Raw genomic sequence first — 21,858 nt, 5'->3', positions numbered from 1 at the left:
GTTGCCAGCATTGAGCCTAGGCTCTGGCACACCATGAGTGCCAAAGCCAACAAGGACTGGAGTGTGCTGGGCCCGCAGCTGGATCAGCTGTTGAGCTTGGCTGTACCCGAGCAGCAGCGCTGGTTGGAGGACTTGGCCCAGCGCGATGCCGCCAATGCCAGCCAGCTGCGCGACTTGCTCGGCGCTCGTAACGAGGCCAGCCAGGCTGGTTTTTTGGGGGGAGTGGCCGCAGCCGAGGTGATGCCCGCTGTCCTGGCTCAGGCCGGTGATGTGCTGGGCGCCTGGGCGCTGGAGCGCTTGCTGGGCGAGGGCGGCATGGGCACGGTCTGGCTGGCCCGCCGTGTGGACGGCCGTTTTGAAGGCCAGGCGGCCATCAAGCTCTTGCGCACCGGCTTGTTCGACCGCAGCGCCCAGGAGCGCTTCAAACGCGAGGGCGGCATCTTGGCCCGCCTGCATCACCCCGGCATCGCAGCGCTGCTGGACGCGGGCGTGAGCGAGCGAGGTCAGCCATTTCTGGTGCTGGAGTATGTGCAGGGGCAGCGCATCGACCGCTATTGCGATGCGGCGGAATTAGGAGTTAGGCAAAGAGTCGAGTTGTTTTTGCAGGTGCTGGACGCGGTGGCTGCGGCCCATGCGCAGCTGATCATTCATCGTGATCTGAAGCCCTCCAACATTTTGGTGGACGAAGACGGGCGGGTGCGGCTGCTGGACTTTGGATTGGCGAAGCTGCAAGAGGATTCAGAACGGCAAGACTTGACCCGGGGTTGGGCACTCACGCCCGAGTACGCTGCGCCCGAGCAGTTCAGCGGCGGCCCCTTGAGTTTGGCGACGGATGTATTCGCGCTGGGTGTGGTGCTGTTCGAGTTGCTGACCGGAAAGCGGCCACATGGGCTGGCTTCTGGGAGTTCTGTGCTGGATCACCTGCACAGCATTCAAGCCGGACCCTTCAAATCGGCCAGTCAAGTTGCACCGAGTTTGGCTAAGTTCTTGCGCGGCGATCTGGACAATATTTTGGCGCAGGCCACTCAAGCAGAGCCGCAAAGGCGGTACGTCACGGTGCAAGCGTTTTGTAGCGATTTGCAAGCTTTTTTGGACGACAGGCCCGTTGGGGCGCGACCTCTTCCTTGGCAGGAGCGTTGCTTGAAGTTCGCTCGTCGGAACCGCGCAGAAGTTGTCGTCGGCAGCTTGGCCGTGCTTGCCTTGGTGGCAGGAGTGATTGGCACGACATGGATGGCTTGGCAGGCCGAGGAAAATGCGCAGCGTGCCGATCAACAGTCCGTGCAGACGCAACAGCAGTATCAAAGAGCACAACAGTCTGTGGCCTTGGCCGATGTGCAACGTGGTTTGGCTTTGCAAGCAGCCATCGAGGCGAATCTCCAGCGAGCAATGGCTGAAAAGCAGCGGGAACTAGCAAGCTTCGAATCTAAAAGATCAGTACGCCTAGCTGAGCAAGCGCAGGCGGCCGCATTGTCGGAAGCGGCACAACGCCAAAGGGCAGATACACAGGCAAAGCTGGCGGAAAAACAGCGCGATAGTGCACTGGCGGAATTGAGTCACGCGCAGGCTGCATCGGAGTTGGTGTCTTACTTGCTCAGTGGCGGATCAGATCAGGCACTGACTCGTTCAGAACTGTTGGATCGTGCTGAAGCCATGGTGGACAAGTCTTTTGCCTCCGACGCGGAAATGCGGGCCCGAATGTTCGCGCTGCTTTCCATCGAAAGGGGCGAATTGATGCAGCCAAAGCAAGGGCAATCGATTCTCCTGCGCGCTCGTACCGCCGCGCTGGAGGCGGGCAAGCCTCAACTCATCGCAAGCGTCGATTGCAAGCTGGCGCACACCCATACGCTAAAGGGCGAACATGAGGCGGCCTTGCGCCTCATGAATTCAGCGCTGAAGACTTTGCAAAGCGAAAGTGATGCTGATGTAGGTGCTCAGGTCAATTGCCTGAATCTTCGCGCATTGTTGCTACTCGATACTGCCCAACCCGAGGCAGCCATTGCGGACGCCAGGGCAGTCTTGAGCTTGCTCGGTACACCACGCCAGGATCAGCGCATGAGCGCCATCCAGGCCCAATCTTCCTTGGCGAACGGGCTTCGCCAGCAAGGAAAAATTGCCGCTGCGGTGCAACAGTTTCGTGAGGTGATTGCTTCGTTGGCGCAGATGGGTCGAAACGATACGGTCAGAGCATCGGCAGTTTGGAATAACTTGGGCGGTGCCCTGCTTGCAGGAGGGCAAGTGCGCGAAGCCGTGAAAGCCTTGCAGCGCAGTCTTGAGTTGAAGCGGCTCAACAGTGGCTCAGATGACGCCAGCGCTGTTAGCTTGGCCAATCTGGGCAGCGCTTATGCCCGCGAAGAAAATTGGGAGGCAGCACTTGAGCATTTGCTGCTTGCGCGCAAGGCGGCAGAGAAACAGCAAAGTTCTGGCGTCACTGCCGAGGTAGAGCTTCGCTTGGGCGGGGCCTATCTTGACGCAGGGAAGTTGGATGAGGCTGCGGCCGCACTGGCCAAGGCTCGCCCGCTCTTGGTCAAGTCACGCAAGGCGGGGCACCCTTCTTTGGCGGCCCTGGATCTGGCGGAGGGTAAATTGAACTTGGCCCTCAAGCGACCAGAGCGGGCGTTAAGCTTGATGACGAACGCACTCACTGTGTTTGACGCTGCGAGCGGCGACCACCCAGGTCGCTTGCGCGTGCGGCTTGAGTTGGCTCGCCTGTATCAGGATTTGGGGCAGAAAGCGGATGCCGTCGAAATGGCGAGGCAAGCTTTGATACAAGCGCGCCACTTCTCTGCAGGATTTGAAACCAGTGACCACATCGGTTCGGCGCTGCTGTTGCAGGCCGAATTGCTGGCTCAAGCCGGGCAAGGGGTGGCAGCGGCCGAGCTTGCGGCTCAGTCCCTTCAACATCTGCGCGCCAGCGTAGCCTCAGAGTCGCCCATGCTATCGCGCGCCCTAGCGTTGGTTGGGCCACTGAACTGAGGAAGGGGCAACCCAGTTCGTGGTGCTGCCGCGTTCTGGCTGCGCCGGAACGCGGGGCTCGCGCTGCGCGCTCGGTGATCTGCGATCACATGAACAAATGTTCCCCCGCGTTCTCTCCCCCCAGCACCACATAGTTCACCTTGCGCAGATCCGCCAAGGTTTTGCCGCCGGCATAGGAGATGGAGCTTTGCACGTCTTCTTCCATCTCGCGCAAGGTGTCGGCCAATTTGCCTTTGACCGGCTCCAGGATGCGCTTGCCTTCCACATGCTTGTACTCGCCCTTGTTGAAGTCGCTGGCCGAGCCGTAGTACTCTTTGTAGAGCTTACCGTCTACCTCGACGGTGTTGCCGGGCGACTCCTCATGGCCGGCGAAGAGCGAGCCCACCATGATCATGGCGGCGCCAAAGCGCACGCTCTTGGCGATGTCGCCGTGGTGGCGGATGCCGCCGTCGGCAATGATGGGTTTGGTGGCCACGCGGGCACACCACTTCAGGGCCGAGAGCTGCCAGCCGCCGGTGCCAAAGCCCGTCTTCAAGCGGGTGATGCAGACCTTGCCGGGGCCGATGCCGACCTTGGTCGCGTCGGCACCCCAGTTTTCTAAGTCGATCACGCCTTCGGGTGTGCCCACATTGCCGGCGATCACAAAGGCCTGGGGCAGCTTTTGCTTGATGTGGGCAATCATGCGCTGCACGCTGTCGGCATGGCCGTGGGCGATGTCGATGGTGATGTAGTCGGCGCCCACGCCTTCCGCGGCCAGGCGGTCGATGATGGCGTAGTCGGCCGGCTTGACGCCGGAGCTGATGGAGACAAACAAGCCCTTGTCCCGCATGGACTTGGCATAGGCCACTGTGTCCAGGTCGAAACGGTGCATGACGTAGAAATAGCCGTTGGCGGCGAGGTATTCGGTGATGGGCACGTCCACCACCGTCTTCATATTGGCGGGCACGACAGGCAGCTTGAAACGACGTGGGCCAAAGGCCACCGAGGTGTCGCATTCAGCACGGCTCTCGACGCGGCATTTGCGCGGCAGCAAGAGGATGTTGTCGTAGTCGAAGATTTCCATAGCAAGAGTCCAAGTTCGCATATTGGGGTGCGTTGCAAGCAGTGCACCACCTGGGCTGCGAGCGCTTGACTTGGAGTCCCGATTGCTTTGTGGGCCCGCGAAGCCATTCGTGGAGGAATGAATGCTGCGGCCACAAAAAACCGGGCGCCAAAATTTGGGCCCGGTGTCTGATTCTACGCGGATCTTGCACCAAGCGCTTTGGCGACCTGTGCGCAGCCCAGGTTTGCAGCAATGCCGAGCACTCTGACACGCACTAAACTCCTGCAACTTTCCCTCTATCTTTGCCCCTCTATCCCCCATAAGGGGCTTATCTGCTAGGAACTTCCCTCCATGCACTCAGTCGTCATCAGCGGCACCGGTCTCTACCAGCCTCCGCACACCATCAGCAATGCCGAGTTGGTGCAGGCCTTCAATACCTACGTCGATTTGCAAAACGCCGAGCATGCCGAGGCGATTGCGGCCGGCGAACGCGCGCCCCTGGTGCACTCCAGCGTCGAGTTCATCGAGAAGGCTTCCGGCATCAAGCAGCGTTATGTGCTGGAAAAGGACGGCGTGCTGGATCCCACCCGCATGTACCCGCGCTTCAAGGAGCGGCCGGACGATCAGATCTCGCTGATGGCCGAGATCGCGGTGGACGCAGCCCGCGATGCCCTGGCCGCCGCCGGCAAACAGGCCAGCGATATCGACGCCGTCTTCTGCGCCAGTGCCAATATGCAGCGCGCCTACCCGGCCATGGCGGTGGAGATCCAGCAAGCCCTGGGTGCGGGCGGTTATGGCTTTGATATGAATGTGGCTTGTTCCTCGGCCACCTTCGCCCTGGAGCAGGCCTATAACGCCGTGCGCTCGGGCGCATCGAAATGCGTGCTGGTGATCAACCCCGAGATCACCTCGGCCCATCTGGAATGGCGCGACCGCGACTGCCATTTCATCTTCGGTGACGTCTGCACCGCCCTGATCGTCGAGCGCGCCGATTTGGCCGTCGGCAAGGACCAGTGGGAGATTCTGGGCACCAAGCTGGCGACCCAGTTCTCCAACAATATCCGCAACAACTTCGGCTTCATGAACCGCGCCGAGGACAGCGACCCCCTGGCCCGCGACAAGACCTTCCGCCAGGAGGGCCGCAAGGTCTTCAAGGAAGTGGTGCCGATTGCCGCCGCCCACATCGAGAACCATCTGGCCACGCTGGATGTGCAGCCCGCTGGCGTGCGCCGTTACTGGCTGCACCAGGCCAATCTGGGCATGAACCAGCTGATCATCAAGAAGCTGGTCGCAGGCGAGGCCGGCTCCGACGTTGCCCCGCTGATCCTGGACGAGTTCGCCAACACCGCCTCGGCCGGTTCCATCATCGCCTTCCACCGCCATCGCGCCGATCTGGCTGAGGGCGATTTGGGGGTGATCTGCTCCTTTGGCGCCGGCTATTCGGTCGGCAGCGTCATCGTCAAGAAGCGCTGAGCCCGCTCCCATGCGTCTGCTGGTCCTGGGCGGCACCCAGTTCGTCGGTCGCCATCTGGTGGAGGCCGCGTTGGCCCAGGGCCATGAGCTGACCCTGTTCAATCGGGGTCAAACCGGCGCCGCCTTATTCCCCGCATCGGCGCAGCTGCGCCGTGTGCAAGGAGACCGGCGCGGGGATCTCTCCGGTCTGGCCCAGGGCGAGTGGGACGCGGTGCTGGACTGCTGCGCCTACCTGCCCCGCGAGGTCGAGGCCATGGCCCGCTTGCTGCAGGGCAGGGTGGGGCGCTATTTGCTGGTGTCCAGTGTTTCGGCCTATGCCTCGTTCGCAGCGCCGAATCGGGAAGACAGCCCCCTCGGGGTCTTGATTGATCCCTTGACGGAAGAAGTCGCTGGTGCCAATTACGGCCCCTTGAAGGCGGCTTGCGAGGCCCAGTTGCGCCAGCACTTTGCGCAGGCATTCACCATCGTCAGGCCCAGCTTGGTGGTGGGGCCTTACGACCCAACTCAGCGCTTCACTTACTGGCCCGCCCGCATAGGCCGGGCGCGGCCGGGCGAGCAACTGCTGATGCCGATTACAGATGAAGCGCCGCTGCAGTTCATCGACGCGCGCGATTTGGCCGAGTTCATCTTGCATTTGCTGGCCAGCGATCGCAGCGGAGTTTTCAACGCGGCCAGCACGCCGGGCAGCATTCTTGGCCGTGACCTGCTGCAAGCCTGCGTGCAAGCCACGGGCCTCGGCTTCGAGCCCAGCTGGCGGCGCGCCGATTTGGCTCCGCTGATGGCCCAAGGCCTGCGGCCCTGGGTCGATTTGCCCCTGTGCCTGCCGGCCGAGCCCGAGTACGCCGCCTTTATGCGCTGCGAAAACCAGGCCGCGCTGGAGGCGGGCCTGCGCCTGCGCCCCTTGCTGGACACGGTGGCCGACACTTGGGCCTGGTGGCGCCGCCTGCCAGCGGCCGAGCAAGTGTTCAGCAAGGCCGGGCTGAGCCCCGAGCGCGAAGCCGCGGTCTCGCAGGCCCTGTCGGTTTCCTGACCTAGCGAACCGGGAAGGTGGTGGCGATGCCTGCGCTGGCGGCAGCAGCGGGTGTTGTCTGCGCCACCGCTCCCGAGGCTGCCGAGGCTGGCGCCGATGCGCCCTCGGTCTGGCTGCCCAGATAGCGCACGCCGGCCTCACCCACGAATTCCTCGAACGACCAATCGCCATCGGCATGCACCAGGCCTTCGGCCGGCGGAGCGATCTCGCTGACGGGCACATTCTTCAGCGCCACTGCCATCAAGTCGATCCAGGCCGGCATGGCCAGGCCGCCGCCAAATTCGCGGTCGCCTAGGGAGCGTGGGTTGTCATAACCCACCCAGACGACGGCGGCCAGGTTCTTTTGATAACCCGCAAACCAAGCGTCCACCGAGTCATTGGTGGTGCCGGTCTTGCCATAGATATCGCCACGGCGCAGGGCGCCGGAGGCACGCGCGGCCGTACCGCTGCGGGTCACTTCCTGCAAGAGGCTGCTCATCACAAAGGCATTGCGCTCGGAGATGGCGCGCAGCTCTTCGCTCGGGGCTTGTGGCTTGGCCTCGAAGAGCACCGCGCCTTTCGCGTCCAGGATGCGGGTGATCAACAGGGGCTTGAGCGCATAGCCGCCGTTGGCAAACACGGCATAGGCGCTGGCCATCTGCAAAGGGGTGGCTGCGCCCGAGCCCAGGGCCAGGGTGAGGTCATCGGGCTGCTTGTCTACTTCCAGGCCAAAGCGGCCGGCCCAGAGGCGGGCGCGCTGCGGCCCCACCTGTTCCATCACCCGCAGCGTCACCATATTCTTGGAGCGGGCCAGGGCGGTGCGTATGGTCATGGGGCCGTCGAACTGGCCGTCGGAGTTCTTGGGCTCCCAGCTGCCGAAGACCAGAGGCGCATCCTCGACCAGGGTGTTGGGGCCTATGCCTTGCTCCAGCGCCGCTGAGTAGACGATGGGCTTGAAGCTGGAGCCGGGCTGGCGATAGGCCTGCGTCACATGGTTGAACTTGTTGCGATGGAAGTCGAAGCCGCCGACCAGGGCGCGCACCAGGCCGCTTCCCGGCTCGACGGCAACGATGGCGCCTTCCGCCTCGGGGCTTTGCGTCACCATCCAGGCGCCCAGGGGCTCGGCCTTTGTGGGGTTGCCCCGCAGCAGGCGGATGATGGCACCGGGGCGTATGCGCAGCTCGGGCTTGGCCTTGGGCGAAAGGGCGGCCTGTACCGAGCGCAGGCCTTCGCCTTGCACCTCCACCTCGTCGCCGTTTTGCAGCACGGCCAGGATCTTGGCTGGCCCTGAGCTCAGCACCACGGCCGCGCGCAGATCGTCGTTGTCGGGGTGTTCGTTGAGGGCCTGGTCGATGACATCGTCCTGCTCGGCCTCGTCCTTGGGCAGCTCCACAAAGCCCTCGGGGCCACGGTAGGGCTTGCGGCGCTCCAGCTCCAGCAAGGTGCGGCGCAGGCCTTTGTAGGCGGCGGTCTGCTGGTCTGCAATCAGGCCGGTGTGAACCTGCAGACCCAAGGTGTAGGCCTCATCGCCGTACTGGGCGTAAACCGCCTGACGCGCCATTTCAGCGGCGAACTCGGCATGCAGGCGAGGGTCTTGAGCGCTGCGAATGCGCAGCTCTTCGAGCTTGGCTTGCTCCAGTTCCTCCGGCGTGATGGCGCCGACCTCGGCCATGCGGTTCAACACCAGCAATTGCCGGCGCTTGGCACGCTGAAAATTGCTGATGGGATTGGCGTACGCTGGGTTCTGAGGCAGGCCGGCCAGCATGGCTGCTTCGGCAACACTCAATTCCTTGAGCGACTTGCCGTAATAAGCTTCCGCGGCGGCCTCAAAACCATAGGCCCGCTGACCCAGATAGATCTGGTTCATGTAGACCTCCAGAATCTTCTCCTTGCTCAACTGGCTTTCGATCTTGAACGCCAGCAGCATCTCGATGAATTTGCGGCTGTAGAGCTTTTTCTTGGTCAGATAGAGGTCACGCGCCAGCTGCTGGGTGATGGTGGACGCACCCTGGCTGCGCGAGGCCAGCAGATTGGCCATCAGCGCCCGGGCAATGCCTGGCAGATAGACGCCGCTGTGTTCGTAGAAATGGTTGTCTTCAATGGCCAGCAAGGCATCCTGCATACGCTTGGGTATCTGTTCCAGCGGCAGATAGTGGCGCCGCTCGGCCCCAAACTCACCCATCAGCTGCCCATCCGCCGTGTAGACGCGCAGCGGCTGCTTGGGTTTGTAGTCGGTCAGATTGTCTAGATCGGGCAGGGTGGGGTAGATAAAGGCTGCGGCAATGGCAAGCAGCAGCACGATCAGCGCCAAGCCGCCGCCGGCCCAGACCAGCAGGCGGCGCCAGACTCGGCCGTCCTGGGCCCAAGCGAGGACGCGGGCCAAGGGCGTGGAGGAATTCTTTTCAGCAGTCATCGAAGGGGCTTTGCTTCTGAATCGGTGGCCGATTATCCCGATCTCTGCGTGCACGGCTTAGAGGGCCATGCTTAAGGGATGCGGTATCGTGCCGCCCATGCATGACATGACTTTTTACTGGCACGACTACGAAACCTTTGGCCGCGTGCCTCGGCGCGACCGCCCCTCCCAGTTCGCCGGCATCCGCACCGATGCCGATCTGAACGAAATCGGTGAGCCCTTGATGCTGTATTGCCAGCCGCCGCTGGACAGCCTGCCCGACCCCGAGGCCTGCTTGCTGACCGGCATCCTGCCGCAAACCTGCGCCGAGCAAGGCCTGCCCGAGCATGAGTTTGCCGCCGCCATTGAGGCCGAGTTGGCCACGCCGGGCACGGTGGGCCTGGGCTACAACACCATCCGCTTCGACGACGAGGTCACCCGCTTTCTGCTCTGGCGCAATCTGCGCGAGCCCTATGCCCGTGAATGGCAGAACGGCTGCGGCCGCTGGGACTTGCTCGACGTGGTGCGCTGCGCCTACGCCTTGCGGCCCGAGGGCCTGAGCTGGCCCAAGCACGAGGATGGCCGACCCAGCTTCAAGCTGGAGCATCTGACCCAGGCCAATGGCCTGGCGCATGAGGCGGCGCACGACGCCTTGTCCGATGTGCGCGCCACCATCGCCCTGGCCCGTTTGATCAAGACGGCCCAGCCCAAGCTCTGGGACTTTTGCTTCAAGCTGCACAAAAAGGACGCGGTCTGGGCCGAGATCAATGCCGCGCAAAACCAGGGCCGGCCGTTCTTGCACATCTCCGGCATGTATGCGCCCGAGCGTGGCTGCATCGCCCTGGTCTGGCCCCTGGCGCCGCATCCGACGAATAAGAACGAGCTGATCGTTTGGGACTGCAGCGAAGACCCCAGCGAGCTGCTGACCCTGAACGCTGCCGCCATCCGCGAGCGGCTCTTCGTCAAGCAGGCCGATCTGCCCGAGGGCGTGACGCGCCTGCCCATCAAAAGTATTCACGTCAACAAATCGCCCATCGTCATCAGCGCGCTGAAAATTCTGTCGCCCGAGATGGCCCAGCGCTGGGGTCTGGATCTGGCTCAGGGCTTGCAAAACGCTCAAGCCCTGGCCGAGCGAGCCCATCTGCTCAGCAGCCTCTGGGGCGAGGTCTACCAGCGCGCGGGTGTGGAGGGCAGCGCCGATGTGGACGAAGACCTGTACGGCGGCTTTATCGGCCCGGAGGATCGCAAGGCCCTGAGCCGCCTGCTCGGCCTCAGCCCCGAGGCCTTGGCCGAGCGGGCCGCCGAAGGCAAGCTGGTGTTCAAGGACGAGCGCCTGGAGGAATTGGTGTTCCGCTGGCGCGCCCGCAATTTTGCCGACAGCCTGAGCGCAGCCGAGCAAGAGCGCTGGACGGCGCATTGCGCCGCCCGCCTGCACCAGGGCGCCGGTGGGGCGCTGACCCTGGCGGCCTTTTTCGATCAGATCGACAGCCTGAGCGAGGCTGCCGACGAGAGGGGGCAGGAAATTCTGAGCGCTCTGTACGACTGGGCCGAGCAGATCGCACCGGCGGCTTGAATTTGTGTAGGCCGGTGCCTGCTCACGCCCGCTCCGGTTGATTCACGCCTAGCCTTGGCGATTGGTCGCATGCGCCTGGCCTGGCGGCTGGCGGGACCCAAGAATGGCTTCACCCCCTCCCCATTCTTGGAGTTTCATCATGCAACTGTCCTCTCCCTGGACTGGCGCCAAACGCCCTTTGTTTCAGCTCGCCTTGACGGCGGCCGCTCTGCTGTTCAGCGCCGCCTCGGTGCAGGCCACCCAGGCAGGTCTTCGCAGCTTCAGTGCCAGTGCCGCAGGGGCCGAAGCCGTCGATGTGGCCTTGTTTTACCCGACGCAAGCCCAAGCGCAAACCATTCCCATGGGGCCATTTGCGCCGGTCCTGGCCATGGACGGGCCATTGCCGGAGCGGGTCAAGGGCTTGATTCTGCTGTCGCATGGCACGGGCGGCAGCGAGTTGAGCCATCACCAATTGGCTGCTGCCTTGGCCCAGGCCGGCTATCTGGTGGCGGCCCTGCGGCACCCGCATGACAACTGGATGGATCGATCCCTGGTACGCCGGGGTGAATACTTCGAGGAGCGACCCCGCCAGGTCAGCCGGGTCTTGGACGCCTTGCTCAGTGACCCGGTCTGGAAGGACCGCATCCCGGCGCAGCGCATCGGCGCCCTGGGCCATTCTGCAGGTGGGTTCACCGTGCTGGCCCTGGCCGGCGCTCAGGCCGACAGGCAGCGCGCCCGTGAGCATTGCCGTAACGAGGGTGATCAAGACCCGGTTTTCTGCCAGCTGGGCGCTTGGCCGACCATGCCGGCGGCCCCGGCATCGGCCGCCGCGTCCAGCAGCGAAAACCCGCCAGCCGCGAGCTCACGCGACGCTCGCATTCGCAGCGTGGTGGCCATGGCGCCGGTCGGGGTGGTGTTGACTCCCGCTTCCCTGGCCACGATTCAGCTGCCGGTTCGGCTCTTGGTGCCTAGCCAGGACACGGTCTTAGTGCCGCAGTTTCATGGCCGTTGGCTGAGCCAGCAAGTCCCCGGCCTCAGCTATGAAGAGACGGCCGAGGCCGGGCATTTCGCCTATATGTCCCAGCCCAATAGGTCCTTCAAGGCGGATGCGGGGGATCCGGCCAGCAACCCCCAGGGCTTTGATCGCGAGGCCTTTCAACGCCGCCTGGCGCAGGACGTGGTCGGCTTCTTTGATAAAACCCTGCAGCCTTGATGGCTTGAAGCGCGTGCGCGATATGCCGATGATGGCGTTTGCTTGGCAATCGTCAGCGGAGGTCGGCATGAAAAAGCGAGAGGTTTTGCAAGCCCTGGCGGCCTGGTCTGCTGGGGCTTGCTCGTTGTTGGCATCGGGCAGGCTCGAGGGCAAGTCTAGGGAGGGCGCTGTGCCAGCCCTGCTTTTGGCCAAGAATGCGCCGCACGATCTTGGCCGCTTGCGGCTCAGCGACTATCTGGTCAGCGAAAAGCTGGACGGTGTGCGTGCCTACTGGAATGGTCAGGCCATGATCTCCCGCCAAGGTCTGGCCTTGAATGTGCCGCCCGACTTTGCCCGGCGCCTGCCTGCGCGCCCCTTGGATGGCGAGCTGTGGCTGGGCCGCGGCCAGTTTGACGCCACCGCGGCGGCCTTGCGGCGCAGCACGGCGGAAGCAGGCGAGTGGGCCCGCATGCGCTATATGTTGTTTGAGCTGCCGGAAGCCGCGGGCAGTTTCGAGCAGCGGGCTGCTTTGTTGCGCGATTTGACCCAGGATTTGGCCTGGGAGGCCTTGCAGGCCGTGCCGCAGACCCGTGGCAGCGATGCGACCGGCTTGCAGGGGCAACTGGCCCGGGTTCTGCAAGACGGTGGCGAGGGCTTGATGCTGCATCTTGCCGCCGCCCCTTATCTGAGTGGTCGCAACGAAGTCCTGCTCAAGCTCAAGCCCCAAGATGACGATGAAGCGGTGGTGCTGGCGCATTTGCCGGGTACGGGGCGGCTGCAAGGCTTGATGGGTGCGCTGCGGGTGCGCAATAGCCAGGGACAGGAGTTCTCGCTGGGCACGGGCTTTAGCGATGCCGAGCGACGCCGGCCCCCGGCGCTGGGCAGCGTGGTGACTTACCGTTATCGCGGCCTGAGCGCCAAGGGCTTGCCGCGTTTTGCCAGCTTTGTGCGGGTGCAGCCGCTTTGATCCAGCGCAGCTTTCATGCGTTTGGCAAAGCGCCGTGGAATTTGAAGGTCATTGCCTAGGCAGTTCCCGGTTTTCTTCCGAAGGAAAAACGGTTACACCTACGGAAGTCACCCATCAATGAATGGGTTAGCGGACAAGGAGTGCTGTTGATGTCAACGAAACCTGTTGTGGCCTCTGCTGGTGGCGAGCCCGAGTTGGCGGCCCGCATGAGCGCCCTGATGCAACGCGCGCCCATGGCCTTGGGCTTTGTCCGTGAGGGCCATTTCGAGATGGTGAGCGAGCAGTTCAACCACCTCTTCGGCCATGGCGATGACACCGAGCTGAGCGGTCAGCCGGTACGCCGGGTTCATGTGTCTGACGCGGCCCATCAAGCGATTCTGGAGCGCATGGGCACGGCCTTCGGCGGTGGCCGCCCCTTTGACGAAGAGATTGAGTATGTGCGCCATGATGGCAGCCGCTTCTGGGGCCGCTTGCAGGCGACGCCGTTGCACTGGGATCAAAAGGGCTCGGAGTCGCTGTGGATCGTGCAAGACGTTACCGCTGCAAGACAGGCCCGTTTGCAGCCCACCTGGACGGCCAAGCACGACCAGCTGACCGAGCTGGCCAATCGCCGTGAGTTCGAACGCCGCCTGGCCGAGCATGTGGGCAGCGCCCGCAAGCTGCCGGTCTCGGTGCTGTGGATTGATGTCGATAAATTCACCGAGGTGATCGGCAGCATGGGCGCCGAGGTGGGCGACCATTTCCTTTACGGCCTGGGCCAATTGCTGCTCAGCAAGGTGCGCGCCTCCGACCTGGTGGCGCGGCTGGAAGACGATCATTTCGCCGTCTTATTGCCCAATTGCGACCAGCATTACGCCCAAATCGTGGCCGAGAAGATCCGCGCCGGGGTGGCCTCCTACCGCCTGCGCTGGGGTCTGCACCGCACCCGGGTCAAGGCCTGCCTGGGCGTTGTCCAGGTTCAAACCAGCCTGGAAACGGTGGACGCGGTGCTGGGCGCCGCAGCCCTGGCCTGTACCGAGGCCAAGGCGGCCGGCGGCGACAGCGTGCGGGTGTTTGTCTCGGCCGGCGGCTTTGAGGAGTTGGCCATCTGATGGGCTGAGGCCCCGCGCCAGCGGGAAAAAAAGAAATAGAAGGTTTTTGCCTTTTATTTCTAAAGTTCCGAAAAAAGCGGCCGATAGACCGGGTGCCATCCCGGTTTCTCGCCTGCTGTTCGGAGCGCTGCCATCATGACTATCGGCCTTTCCACCACTTTGTCGGGTATTTCCGCGGCCAATGAACGCCTGCGCGCCAGCGCTTCCAGCGCCACCACGGCGGCGGCCAAGGCCAGTTCCAGCGATGCCAAGCAATTGCAAGCCCAGGCCCAGGCCGATAACGCTCAGGCCGATGCGGCAAGAGCCCGCGTCCTGCAACAAGTGCCCGCAGCCGGCCAATCGGCCGAGGCCGATCTCAGCACCCGCGAGCAAGACACCTATGCTTTTGTTGCGAACCTGCGCGTCTTGCAGTCGCAGCTGGATACCAGCGGGGCCTTGCTGAACATCAAGGCCTGAACGGCCTAGGCTTTACCGGGGCTGCAACTCCAGCATCACAGAACCATCGCCGCGCGCCTCCAGCAGGCGGATATGCGGCCAGTCCGGCAGGTATTTTTGCGCCCCGGCGCCAGACTCGAAACGCAGGGACACGCCCGGCACGGGCAAGACGCGCCAGGGTGCTTGAGGCGCGGGCTCGGCCTGGCCTGACATCTGCGCGAGGTAGCTGGCCAAGGCCTGGCGGTTCTCGTCGGGCGAGTCGATGACGATCTGGCTGGCGGACAGACCGGGGAAATTGCCGCCGCCGGTGGCGCGGTAATTGTTGGTGGCGACCAGAAACTCCGCATGCGCATCGATCGGCTTGCCACGGAAACGCAGGTTCTTGATGCGCGAGGCCATGCTCTCGCTGCGCCGGCCATCGGCGTCGTAGCGCGCCGGCACGCTGACATCAATCTCATAACTCAGCTCGGGTGCTTGCACCTCTTGCCCGTTCAGGCGGTAGCTGTCGCGGCCGCGCAAGCTGTCGAAGTTGTAGGAACGAAACTCAGGCGCCAACAAGTCCTGGGCCTTGGGGCCTTGGCTGTCGATGTGGCGGAACTGCCCGGCCGACATCTCCAACCACTCCTTGATCTGGCTGCCCTTGAGTTTGAGCACCTTGATGGTGTTGGGGTAGACGTAGAGATCGGCCACATGTTTGATGGCCAGTGGGCCTGCCGGGATATCGGTGTAATTGGTCCAACCCTGGCGGCCACCGGCTTTGAAGGGCGCGGCCGCGGCCAGCAGAGGCAGGCCTTCGAAGGCCGTGCCTTGCACCGCGCGCTCCAGATAGGCCAGCTGGGCGCGGGCCACGATGCGCACCGAAGGCTCATCCAGCACCTGGGCAAAGTAGCTGTGAATCGGCGTGGGTGTCAGGCCTATCTGGGATCGCACATGGGCCAGCGTGTCGGCATGCTCGTGGGCAATCACATGGGCAACCAATGGGTCGGCCTCGACCAGGGCGCGCCTGGCTTGGCGATCAAAAATCGGGCGCAGCTGGGCCTGGCTGTGGCTGACTGTCCAGCGTCGGCTCTTCTCGGCCCTCTGCAGTTGCAGATCGATGATGCCCAGATGGTCGCCCCAGCGGCCTGGCATGACGGCGGGCACGCCGTAGATGCGACCGCGCTGGGCGTCCACGCCGGGGTAGTCGGCAAATTGCGGGCCGGGGAACTCGGCATGGGCATGGCCGAAGAGCAGGGCGTCTATGCCCGGCACCCGGGCCAGCTCGGCCACGGTGTTCTCGGCCAGGCGGCCTTGGGCGGTTTTTTCGAAGCCTGAGTGGGCGATGGCGATGACCAGGTCCGCCCCTTCGCGGCGCATACGGGGCACCAGGCGCTGGGCGGTTTCAACCATGTCCAGGGCCCGCACCTTGCCTTCCAGCAGCGGGCGGTCCCATTGCATGATTTGTGGTGGCACAAAACCGATCACGCCGATTTTCAGGCGCTGGGTTTTGCCGGCTTGGTCTTTGAACTGGCGCTCCAGCATGACGTAGGGCGTGAAGGCATGGAGGTCGGTGTTGTTGCCGCCCGCATCGGCCAAGATCACATTGGCGTTCACATAGGGAAAACCGGCCCCGCTGAGGGCTTGGCGCAGAAAGGGCAGGCCGTAGTTGAATTCGTGATTGCCGATATTGGCGGCATCCACCTGCAGCAGATTGAGCACCTTGTAGGCCGGATGAGTTTGGCCCGGCGCCAGCGGCTTGATGCGGGCCACCAGATCGCCGAGGGGGTTGCCTTGCAGCAGGTCACCGTTGTCGAACAAGAGGCTGTTGCTGACCTGGCCGCGCGCCTGCTGGATCAAGCTGATGGTCTTGGCCAGGCCGTATTCCTCGGTCGGCTTGTCCTGGTAGTAGTCGTAGTTCAGCAGATTCATGTGCAGATCGCTGGTCTGCATCAGGCGTAGCTGCAGCTTCGAGGCTTGTGCCTGGGCATTCGCCAGAAGCAGACAAGTCAGACCCAGACCCAGACCAAGTTGGCGCAGCCAGAGTGGAGAAAGTGCGCATAAAGGCAGGGCGTTAGGCATGGTAGGAAATATCGGGGCAATGTTCAAAGCACCCATCCTAATCTGCGTTGCCAAGGCCGGCCTTGAGAGGATTGGGGAAAGTTCGGGGCCAGGTCTTGCCTGGGCGGGTCGCCCAAGCCCTGTGAATCGGCTACGCTAGGCTGTGCCGTGCCCCACCCTTGCGCGGCGAGCGAGTGCCTGCTGCGAGCCCTCCACCCGAGCCCGCAAACGACGCTCAAGGATCGAACAATCTTGGCGCGAGACCCGCGCGGGAGTTTGTTGCATGAGTCTGAATCCCGTCCCCGATCCATCGGCCGAGCGTCTGCGTCTGCATGTGCCGGAACCTAGCGGCCGCCCAGGCTGCCACACCGATTTCTCTTACCTCCATCTCTCCCCCGCCGGTGCCGTGCCTATGCCGCCCGTCGATGTGGCCGCGGTGGACACCGGCGAGCTGGCTTATCGCCTGATTCGGGTGCTGGACGAAGACGGCCGCGCCTGCGGCCCCTGGGCGCCCGATCTGAGCCCCGAGCAACTGCGGCGCGGCCTCTTGGCCATGATGAAAACGCGCATCTTCGACGCTCGCATGCTGATCGCTCAGCGCCAGAAGAAGCTCTCGTTTTATATGCAAAGCCTGGGCGAGGAGGCGATAGGCTCGGCCCATGCGATGGCCTTGAGACAGGGTGAGCAGGGCGATATGTGCTTCCCCACCTATCGACAGCAAAGCCTGCTGCTCTCGCGCGACGATGTGTCCCTGGTGGAGCTGATCTGCCAGCTGCTGTCCAATGAGCACGACCCCATGCGAGGCCGCCAGCTGCCGGTGATGTATTCCATCAAGCGCGCAGGCTTCTTCAGCATCAGCGGCAATTTGGCGACCCAGTTCATCCAAGCCGTGGGCTGGGCCATGGCCAGCGCCATCAAGGGGGATACCCGCATCGCCTCGGGCTGGATTGGCGACGGCGCCACGGCCGAATCTGACTTTCACACCGCACTGACCTTTGCCCATGTTTACCGCGCGCCGGTGATTCTGAATGTGGTGAACAACCAATGGGCCATCTCCACCTTTCAGGCCATCGCGGGCGGCGAGGGCACGACCTTTGCCGCGCGCGGCGTGGGTTGCGGTATCGCCTCCTTGCGGGTGGATGGCAATGACTTCCTGGCGGTCTATGCTGTCTCGCGCTGGGCGGCGGAGCGGGCGCGTCGCAATCTGGGGCCGACCCTGATCGAATGGGTGACTTACCGCGCTGGCCCGCACAGCACCTCGGACGACCCGAGCAAATACCGGCCGGCGGACGAGTGGCAGCGCTTCCCCCTGGGCGACCCGATCGAGCGACTCAAGCAGCATCTGCTGGGCCTGGGCGAATGGAGCGAGGCTCAGCATGAGGCGGCCCAGCAAAGCCTGGAGGCCGAGGTGATCGCCGCGCAAAAAGAGGCCGAGCAATTCGGCACCTTGGCCAACGGCCATATCCCCAGCATCGCCTCCATGTTCGAGGATGTTTACAAAGAGATGCCGGCCCATCTGCGCGAGCAGATGGCCCAGGCTAGGCACTTCGGAGGGCGCGAATGATGAAGCAAGAACAGATGCCTCTGCAGGATCGCGAGGCCGCATCCACCCGCGTGCCCATGACCATGATCCAGGCCCTGCGTTCGGCCATGGATGTGATGCTGGCCCGCAACCCCGATGTGGTGGTGTTTGGTCAGGACGTGGGCTATTTCGGCGGTGTGTTCCGCTGCACCGATGGCTTGCAGAAAAAGTATGGCAACCAGCGTGTCTTCGATGCCCCCATCTCCGAGGGCGGCATCGTCGGCGTGGCCGTGGGTATGGCGGCCTATGGCCTGCGGCCGGTGGCGGAGATCCAGTTCGCCGACTACTTCTACCCGGCCTCGGATCAAATCGTTTCCGAGGCCGCGCGTCTGCGCTATCGCTCGGCGGGCGACTTTACCTCCCCCATCACCCTGCGCATGCCTTGCGGTGGCGGCATCTACGGTGGGCAGACCCATAGCCAAAGCCCCGAGGCCTTGTTCACCCATGTCTGCGGCCTGCGCACGGTGATGCCCTCCAACCCTTTTGATGCCAAAGGCCTCTTGATTGCCGCCATCGAATGCGATGACCCGGTCATCTTTCTGGAGCCCAAGCGCCTCTACAACGGCCCCTTCGATGGCCACCATGACCGGCCCTCCACGCCCTGGACCGATCACCCCAAGGGCCTGGTGCCCGAAGGCTATTACAGCCTGCCGCTGGAGCAGGCGGCGGTGCTCAAACCCGGCCGCGATGTGACGGTGGTGACCTACGGCACCATGGTTTTCGTGGCCGAGGCGGCGGCCCGTGAGTTGGGAGTGGATGCCGAGATCATCGATCTACGCAGCATCTGGCCGCTGGACCTGGCGGCAATCACCCAATCGGTCAAGAAGACCGGCCGCTGTGTGGTGCTGCATGAGGCCACCCGCACCAGCGGATTTGGCGCCGAGTTGGTGGCCTTGATTCAAGAGCATTGCTTCTACCACCTGGAGGTGCCCATCGCCCGCGTGACCGGCTGGGACACGCCTTACCCCCATGCCCAGGAATGGGATTACTTCCCCGGCCCGGCCCGTGTGGCCGCCGCCTTGCAACAAGCGATGGAAGCCTGAGGACGCGCCATGAATCAAGAACATGTGATCAAGATGCCGGACATCGGCGAGGGCATCGTCGAGGTGGAAGTGGTGGCTTGGCGTGTCGCCGTGGGCGACCACATCAAAGAGGACCAGATCGTGGCCGATGTGATGACGGACAAGGCCACCGTCGAGATCCCCTCGCCGGTGGCGGGCCAGGTTTTGCATCTGGGCGGCGAGGCGGGTGAGTTGATGCGGGTGGGCGCGGAGCTGATCCGCATCGCGGTGGGGGAGGGAGTCCAACTGAAATCACCCATATCCGCAGCCGCACCCGTTTCAGCGCTGCTTGCACCCAAAGCTGAAGTCACCGCTCCGCCACCTGCTGTGCGCCCCCATAGGCCCGAGCAAAGCCCCTCGGCGCAGCAACTGGGTGAGCGGCCCATCGCCTCGCCCTCCTTGCGCCGCCGGGCCTGGGAGGCGGGCGTTGATCTGCAAGCCCTACGGCCCAGCGGGCCCGGCGGGCGCATCATGCAGGCCGATTTAGATGCGTTTCTGGCCCAGGGCGGAGCCAGGGCCGCCGTACCCAAACCGGCGGTGGCTCCTGTTGCGCGAACCGTCAGCGCAGACGACGAGACCACGCTGCGCATCACCGGCCTGCGCCGCGTCATCGCCAAAAAGATGCAGGAGGCCAAGCGTCGCATTCCCCACTTCAGCTATGTGGAAGAGGTGGACATGACGGAGCTGGAGGCCCTGCGCCAGCGTCTCAACACCCAGCATGGGGCCACACGCGGCAAGCTGACCGTGCTGCCTTTTCTGGTGCGCGCCATCAGCCGCGCCGTGCTGGACTTCCCGCAGATCAATGCTCGCCTGGACGACGAGGCCGGTGTGCTGACCCGCTATCGCCGCGTACATCTGGGCATCGCGACGCAGACGGACGCGGGTCTGATGGTGCCGGTGTTGCGCGATGCGGGTGAGCTGGATCTGTGGGCCTGTGCGGCCGAGATCAGCCGCCTGGCCGAGGTGGCCCGCCAGGGCCGGGCCACCCGGGACGAGCTGAGCGGCTCCACCTTGACGCTGAGCAGCCTGGGCGCTTTGGGCGGCATCGTCAGCACGCCCGTCATCAACCACCCCGAGGTGGCGATTGTGGGCGTCAACCGCATGGTCTTGCGGCCCATGATTCGGGACGGGCAGGTGCTGGCGCGGCAGATGATGAATCTGTCCTCCTCGTTTGACCACCGGGTGGTGGACGGGCAGGACGCGGCCAAGTTTATTCAGGCGGTACGGGGCCTGCTGGAGTCGCCGGCCCAGCTCTTCATCGACTGAGCCACAGGGTCAAGCTCGGGGGCAGCTCGGGCTTGGCCACCATCAGGTAGAAGATGATGGGCATGGCAATAAAGGCGGCATAGCCCAGGCCCTCCCACCAGCGCGCATAACGCCAGTAGCGGGCGGGCAGGGCTTGCTCGCTTGCGAGGGCGTGCTCGGCCATATCCGACATGCGCAGCTGCAGCCAGACGACCGGCAACCAACAAGCACCTGCAAACAAGTAGAGCGCTAAGCCCAAGGCAAGCCAGGGCGTGCTCAGCAGCGGCCAGCCGGCTTGGTTTGCCAACCACAGGCCGCTGAGCGGCTGGATGATGACGGCCGGGGTGGTGAACCACAGATCGGCCCGCTTGACCAGACGGCAGACCACCACCTGGGCCGCCAGGCTGCCGCTGCGATTGGCGAAGAAGAGATAGAAAGCCGAGCCAAAGCCGGTGCCGGCCAGCAGTACGCTGGAGACGATGTGCAGGGTCTTGATCAAGAGATAGGTGTTCATGGTCGCGCAGGGTTTTGGGCGTCTTCAAACAGCAGCAGGAGCAGGGCGGCGATGGGCAGGTTCTTGCTCAAAGGCCCCAAGGGGTGCAGCCATAGCTCGGGCAGGAGCAGGCTGCCCAGCAGCGTCATCAGGAGCATGGCCAGGCCCGCGGCGAGGTAGAGGCGAGCGGCATGCCAGCGCCACAAGGCGGCGCCCAGCAGGAGGTCCAGGGCGGCGCCCGCCAGGATCAGCGCCTGGGCCAGGGGTTGGCTCACACCTGCCGAGCGCAGCAGTTCCGCCGACATGCCCTGCAGTTCCCAGAGGCTGACCACGCCGGTCCAAAGCCAGAGCAGGACCAAGCTCAGCCGTGCCCAGCGACGGCTCCGGGTGCGCATCATTGAAAGACTTGGGCTCACGAGGCCTCCCTATTCACAAAGCTGCTGGGCTGCCTGGCTTGGCGGCCCAACAGGGTTTGCATGGGCGCCGGGTCCGCGCAGTTGTCTTGTTGCAGCAGGGCCAGGGTTTCTCTGCCCCAGGGTTGAAAGGGCAGGCAATCGCCCAGCCGGGCGCTGAGCCGGCTGATCGGGCCCGGCAGCAGGCCCGTCCATGCCGGCGCCTTGCCGAGTTGCTGGCGCAGGCTGGCGATGAAGTCGGCCAGGCTGAGCGCTTGCGGGCCCACGGCGGCCAAGCGCTCCGGGCCGCTGAGGCTCAGCAGGCGCTCGCAAGCCTCGGCCAGGTCGGCCACCGCCACCGGCTGCACCTGGCAATGCAGGGCTTCGGCGGGCAGAAGCAGGCCGGGCAGGCGCGCCATGCGCAGGAATAACTCGCTGCTGGCGCCTCCCGGGCCGAAGACGATGCTGGGCTGGACCACGCTGGCCGCCAAACGCCCGGCGTCCTGCAGGGCCAGCAGCCTGGCCTCCGCGGCGCGCTTGCTGCGAGCGTATTGGATCTCGCTGTGGGCGATGCCGAGTGCGGAAATCTGCACAAGCCTGCGTACGCCGGCCTGCGCTGAGGCCTCGAACAGGGCAGCCGGCCCGAGGTGGTGGACGGCCTCCATGGGCCGCTTGCGGCTGTCGCGCAGCACGCCCACCGCGTTGATGACCGCCTCGACGCCATCCAGCCTGGGCAACCAGTCTCTGGGGTCCAGATCTCGCACGAAGTTAGCCTGGATCCAGGCCAAGCCTTCGGAGGCTGGGGGGAGCAGCGCGCAACTGCTTGTCGCCCGGACCTGATGGCCTTGGGCGAGCAGCCGGGTCAGCAGATGTCGCCCGATAAAGCCTTGAGCTCCGCAGAGTAAAACCTTCATGTGCAGCC

General features: G+C 64.1%; 17 protein-coding genes. 11 read left to right on the top strand and 6 right to left on the bottom strand.

The genetic code is table 11. From position 1 onward, the window contains the following. Positions 1 to 174 precede the first annotated feature (174 nt). A complete protein-coding gene (locus DBR47_RS14215) occupies positions 175 to 2,973 on the top strand; it encodes a serine/threonine-protein kinase (protein ID WP_197047079.1) in 2,799 nt (932 codons plus the stop codon). 85 nt (positions 2,974 to 3,058) lie between these two features. Here the strand turns inward: DBR47_RS14215 and DBR47_RS14210 are convergent, their stop codons facing one another. Beyond that, complete coding sequence (locus DBR47_RS14210; RefSeq protein ID WP_124451151.1) at positions 3,059 to 4,036, bottom strand: GMP reductase; 978 nt, start codon at positions 4,034 to 4,036, stop codon at positions 3,059 to 3,061. 330 nt (positions 4,037 to 4,366) lie between these two features. Here DBR47_RS14210 and DBR47_RS14205 point away from each other — a divergent pair, with 330 nt between their 5' ends. Then, positions 4,367 to 5,488: a beta-ketoacyl-ACP synthase III gene (locus DBR47_RS14205; protein WP_124451149.1), complete on the top strand. Its 1,122-nt coding sequence runs from the start codon at positions 4,367 to 4,369 to the stop codon at positions 5,486 to 5,488. A 10-nt stretch (positions 5,489 to 5,498) separates the two neighbouring features. Next, complete coding sequence (locus DBR47_RS14200) at positions 5,499 to 6,518, top strand: NAD-dependent epimerase/dehydratase family protein (RefSeq protein WP_124451147.1); 1,020 nt, start codon at positions 5,499 to 5,501, stop codon at positions 6,516 to 6,518. 1 nt (position 6,519) lies between these two features. Here DBR47_RS14200 and DBR47_RS14195 read toward each other — a convergent pair whose 3' ends face one another. After that, positions 6,520 to 8,910, bottom strand: a complete 2,391-nt coding sequence (locus DBR47_RS14195) for a penicillin-binding protein 1A (RefSeq protein WP_231512314.1) — start codon at positions 8,908 to 8,910, stop codon at positions 6,520 to 6,522. A gap of 97 nt (positions 8,911 to 9,007) precedes the next feature. On the opposite strand from DBR47_RS14195, the gene sbcB reads away from it, so the two are divergent. The 5 genes from sbcB to DBR47_RS14170 all read left to right on the top strand — a co-directional run bounded on the left by sbcB (position 9,008) and on the right by DBR47_RS14170 (position 14,147). Then, positions 9,008 to 10,462: an exodeoxyribonuclease I gene (gene sbcB / locus DBR47_RS14190; RefSeq protein ID WP_124451146.1), complete on the top strand. Its 1,455-nt coding sequence runs from the start codon at positions 9,008 to 9,010 to the stop codon at positions 10,460 to 10,462. Between the two features lie 139 nt (positions 10,463 to 10,601). Next, entirely contained in the window at positions 10,602 to 11,654 is a 1,053-nt protein-coding gene (locus tag DBR47_RS14185) for a hypothetical protein (protein ID WP_231512313.1), read from the top strand. Between the two features lie 169 nt (positions 11,655 to 11,823). Continuing rightward, positions 11,824 to 12,600 (top strand): DNA ligase, encoded by a 777-nt coding sequence (locus DBR47_RS14180; protein ID WP_231512312.1) that lies wholly within the window; start codon positions 11,824 to 11,826, stop codon positions 12,598 to 12,600. A 149-nt stretch (positions 12,601 to 12,749) separates the two neighbouring features. Continuing rightward, positions 12,750 to 13,691, top strand: a complete 942-nt coding sequence (locus tag DBR47_RS14175; RefSeq protein WP_124451142.1) for a sensor domain-containing diguanylate cyclase — start codon at positions 12,750 to 12,752, stop codon at positions 13,689 to 13,691. 135 nt (positions 13,692 to 13,826) lie between these two features. Next, positions 13,827 to 14,147, top strand: coding sequence for a hypothetical protein (locus tag DBR47_RS14170; protein ID WP_124451140.1), 321 nt, complete (start codon positions 13,827 to 13,829; stop codon positions 14,145 to 14,147). A 12-nt stretch (positions 14,148 to 14,159) separates the two neighbouring features. Here DBR47_RS14170 and DBR47_RS14165 read toward each other — a convergent pair whose 3' ends face one another. After that, positions 14,160 to 16,184: a bifunctional 2',3'-cyclic-nucleotide 2'-phosphodiesterase/3'-nucleotidase gene (locus DBR47_RS14165; RefSeq protein WP_124451138.1), complete on the bottom strand. Its 2,025-nt coding sequence runs from the start codon at positions 16,182 to 16,184 to the stop codon at positions 14,160 to 14,162. A 262-nt stretch (positions 16,185 to 16,446) separates the two neighbouring features. Here DBR47_RS14165 and DBR47_RS14160 point away from each other — a divergent pair, with 262 nt between their 5' ends. The 3 genes from DBR47_RS14160 to DBR47_RS14150 are packed head-to-tail and all read left to right on the top strand — an operon-like array spanning position 16,447 to position 20,072. After that, a complete protein-coding gene (locus DBR47_RS14160) occupies positions 16,447 to 17,727 on the top strand; it encodes a 3-methyl-2-oxobutanoate dehydrogenase (2-methylpropanoyl-transferring) subunit alpha (RefSeq protein ID WP_124451135.1) in 1,281 nt (426 codons plus the stop codon). Positions 17,728 to 17,741: 14 nt separating this feature from the next. Continuing rightward, positions 17,742 to 18,788 carry an alpha-ketoacid dehydrogenase subunit beta gene (locus tag DBR47_RS14155; protein WP_124451380.1) on the top strand — a complete coding sequence of 349 codons (1,047 nt, stop codon included), beginning with the start codon at positions 17,742 to 17,744 and terminating at the stop codon, positions 18,786 to 18,788. A 9-nt stretch (positions 18,789 to 18,797) separates the two neighbouring features. Further along, positions 18,798 to 20,072 (top strand): dihydrolipoamide acetyltransferase family protein, encoded by a 1,275-nt coding sequence (locus DBR47_RS14150; RefSeq protein WP_124451134.1) that lies wholly within the window; start codon positions 18,798 to 18,800, stop codon positions 20,070 to 20,072. Here the strand turns inward: DBR47_RS14150 and DBR47_RS14145 are convergent. Genes DBR47_RS14145 through DBR47_RS14135 form a run of 3 tightly spaced genes read right to left on the bottom strand, consistent with a single transcriptional unit; the run spans position 20,062 to position 21,850 of the window. Then, positions 20,062 to 20,565, bottom strand: a complete 504-nt coding sequence (locus DBR47_RS14145) for a DUF2269 domain-containing protein (RefSeq protein ID WP_124451132.1) — start codon at positions 20,563 to 20,565, stop codon at positions 20,062 to 20,064. The two genes, DBR47_RS14150 and DBR47_RS14145, sit on opposite strands and share 11 nt — an antisense overlap. Next, positions 20,562 to 20,939, bottom strand: a complete 378-nt coding sequence (locus DBR47_RS14140; protein WP_197047077.1) for a DoxX-like family protein — start codon at positions 20,937 to 20,939, stop codon at positions 20,562 to 20,564. Before DBR47_RS14140 ends, DBR47_RS14145 begins: the two co-directional genes overlap by 4 nt. Before the next feature lie 17 nt (positions 20,940 to 20,956). Then, entirely contained in the window at positions 20,957 to 21,850 is an 894-nt protein-coding gene (locus tag DBR47_RS14135) for an NAD-dependent epimerase/dehydratase family protein (RefSeq protein WP_124451129.1), read from the bottom strand. Positions 21,851 to 21,858: the final 8 nt, after the last annotated feature.

The organism is Paucibacter sp. KBW04 (genome assembly GCF_003852425.1).
In the GTDB taxonomy this organism is placed as follows: domain Bacteria; phylum Pseudomonadota; class Gammaproteobacteria; order Burkholderiales; family Burkholderiaceae_C; genus Paucibacter_A.
This window is presented reverse-complemented; position numbering and strand designations above follow the sequence as displayed.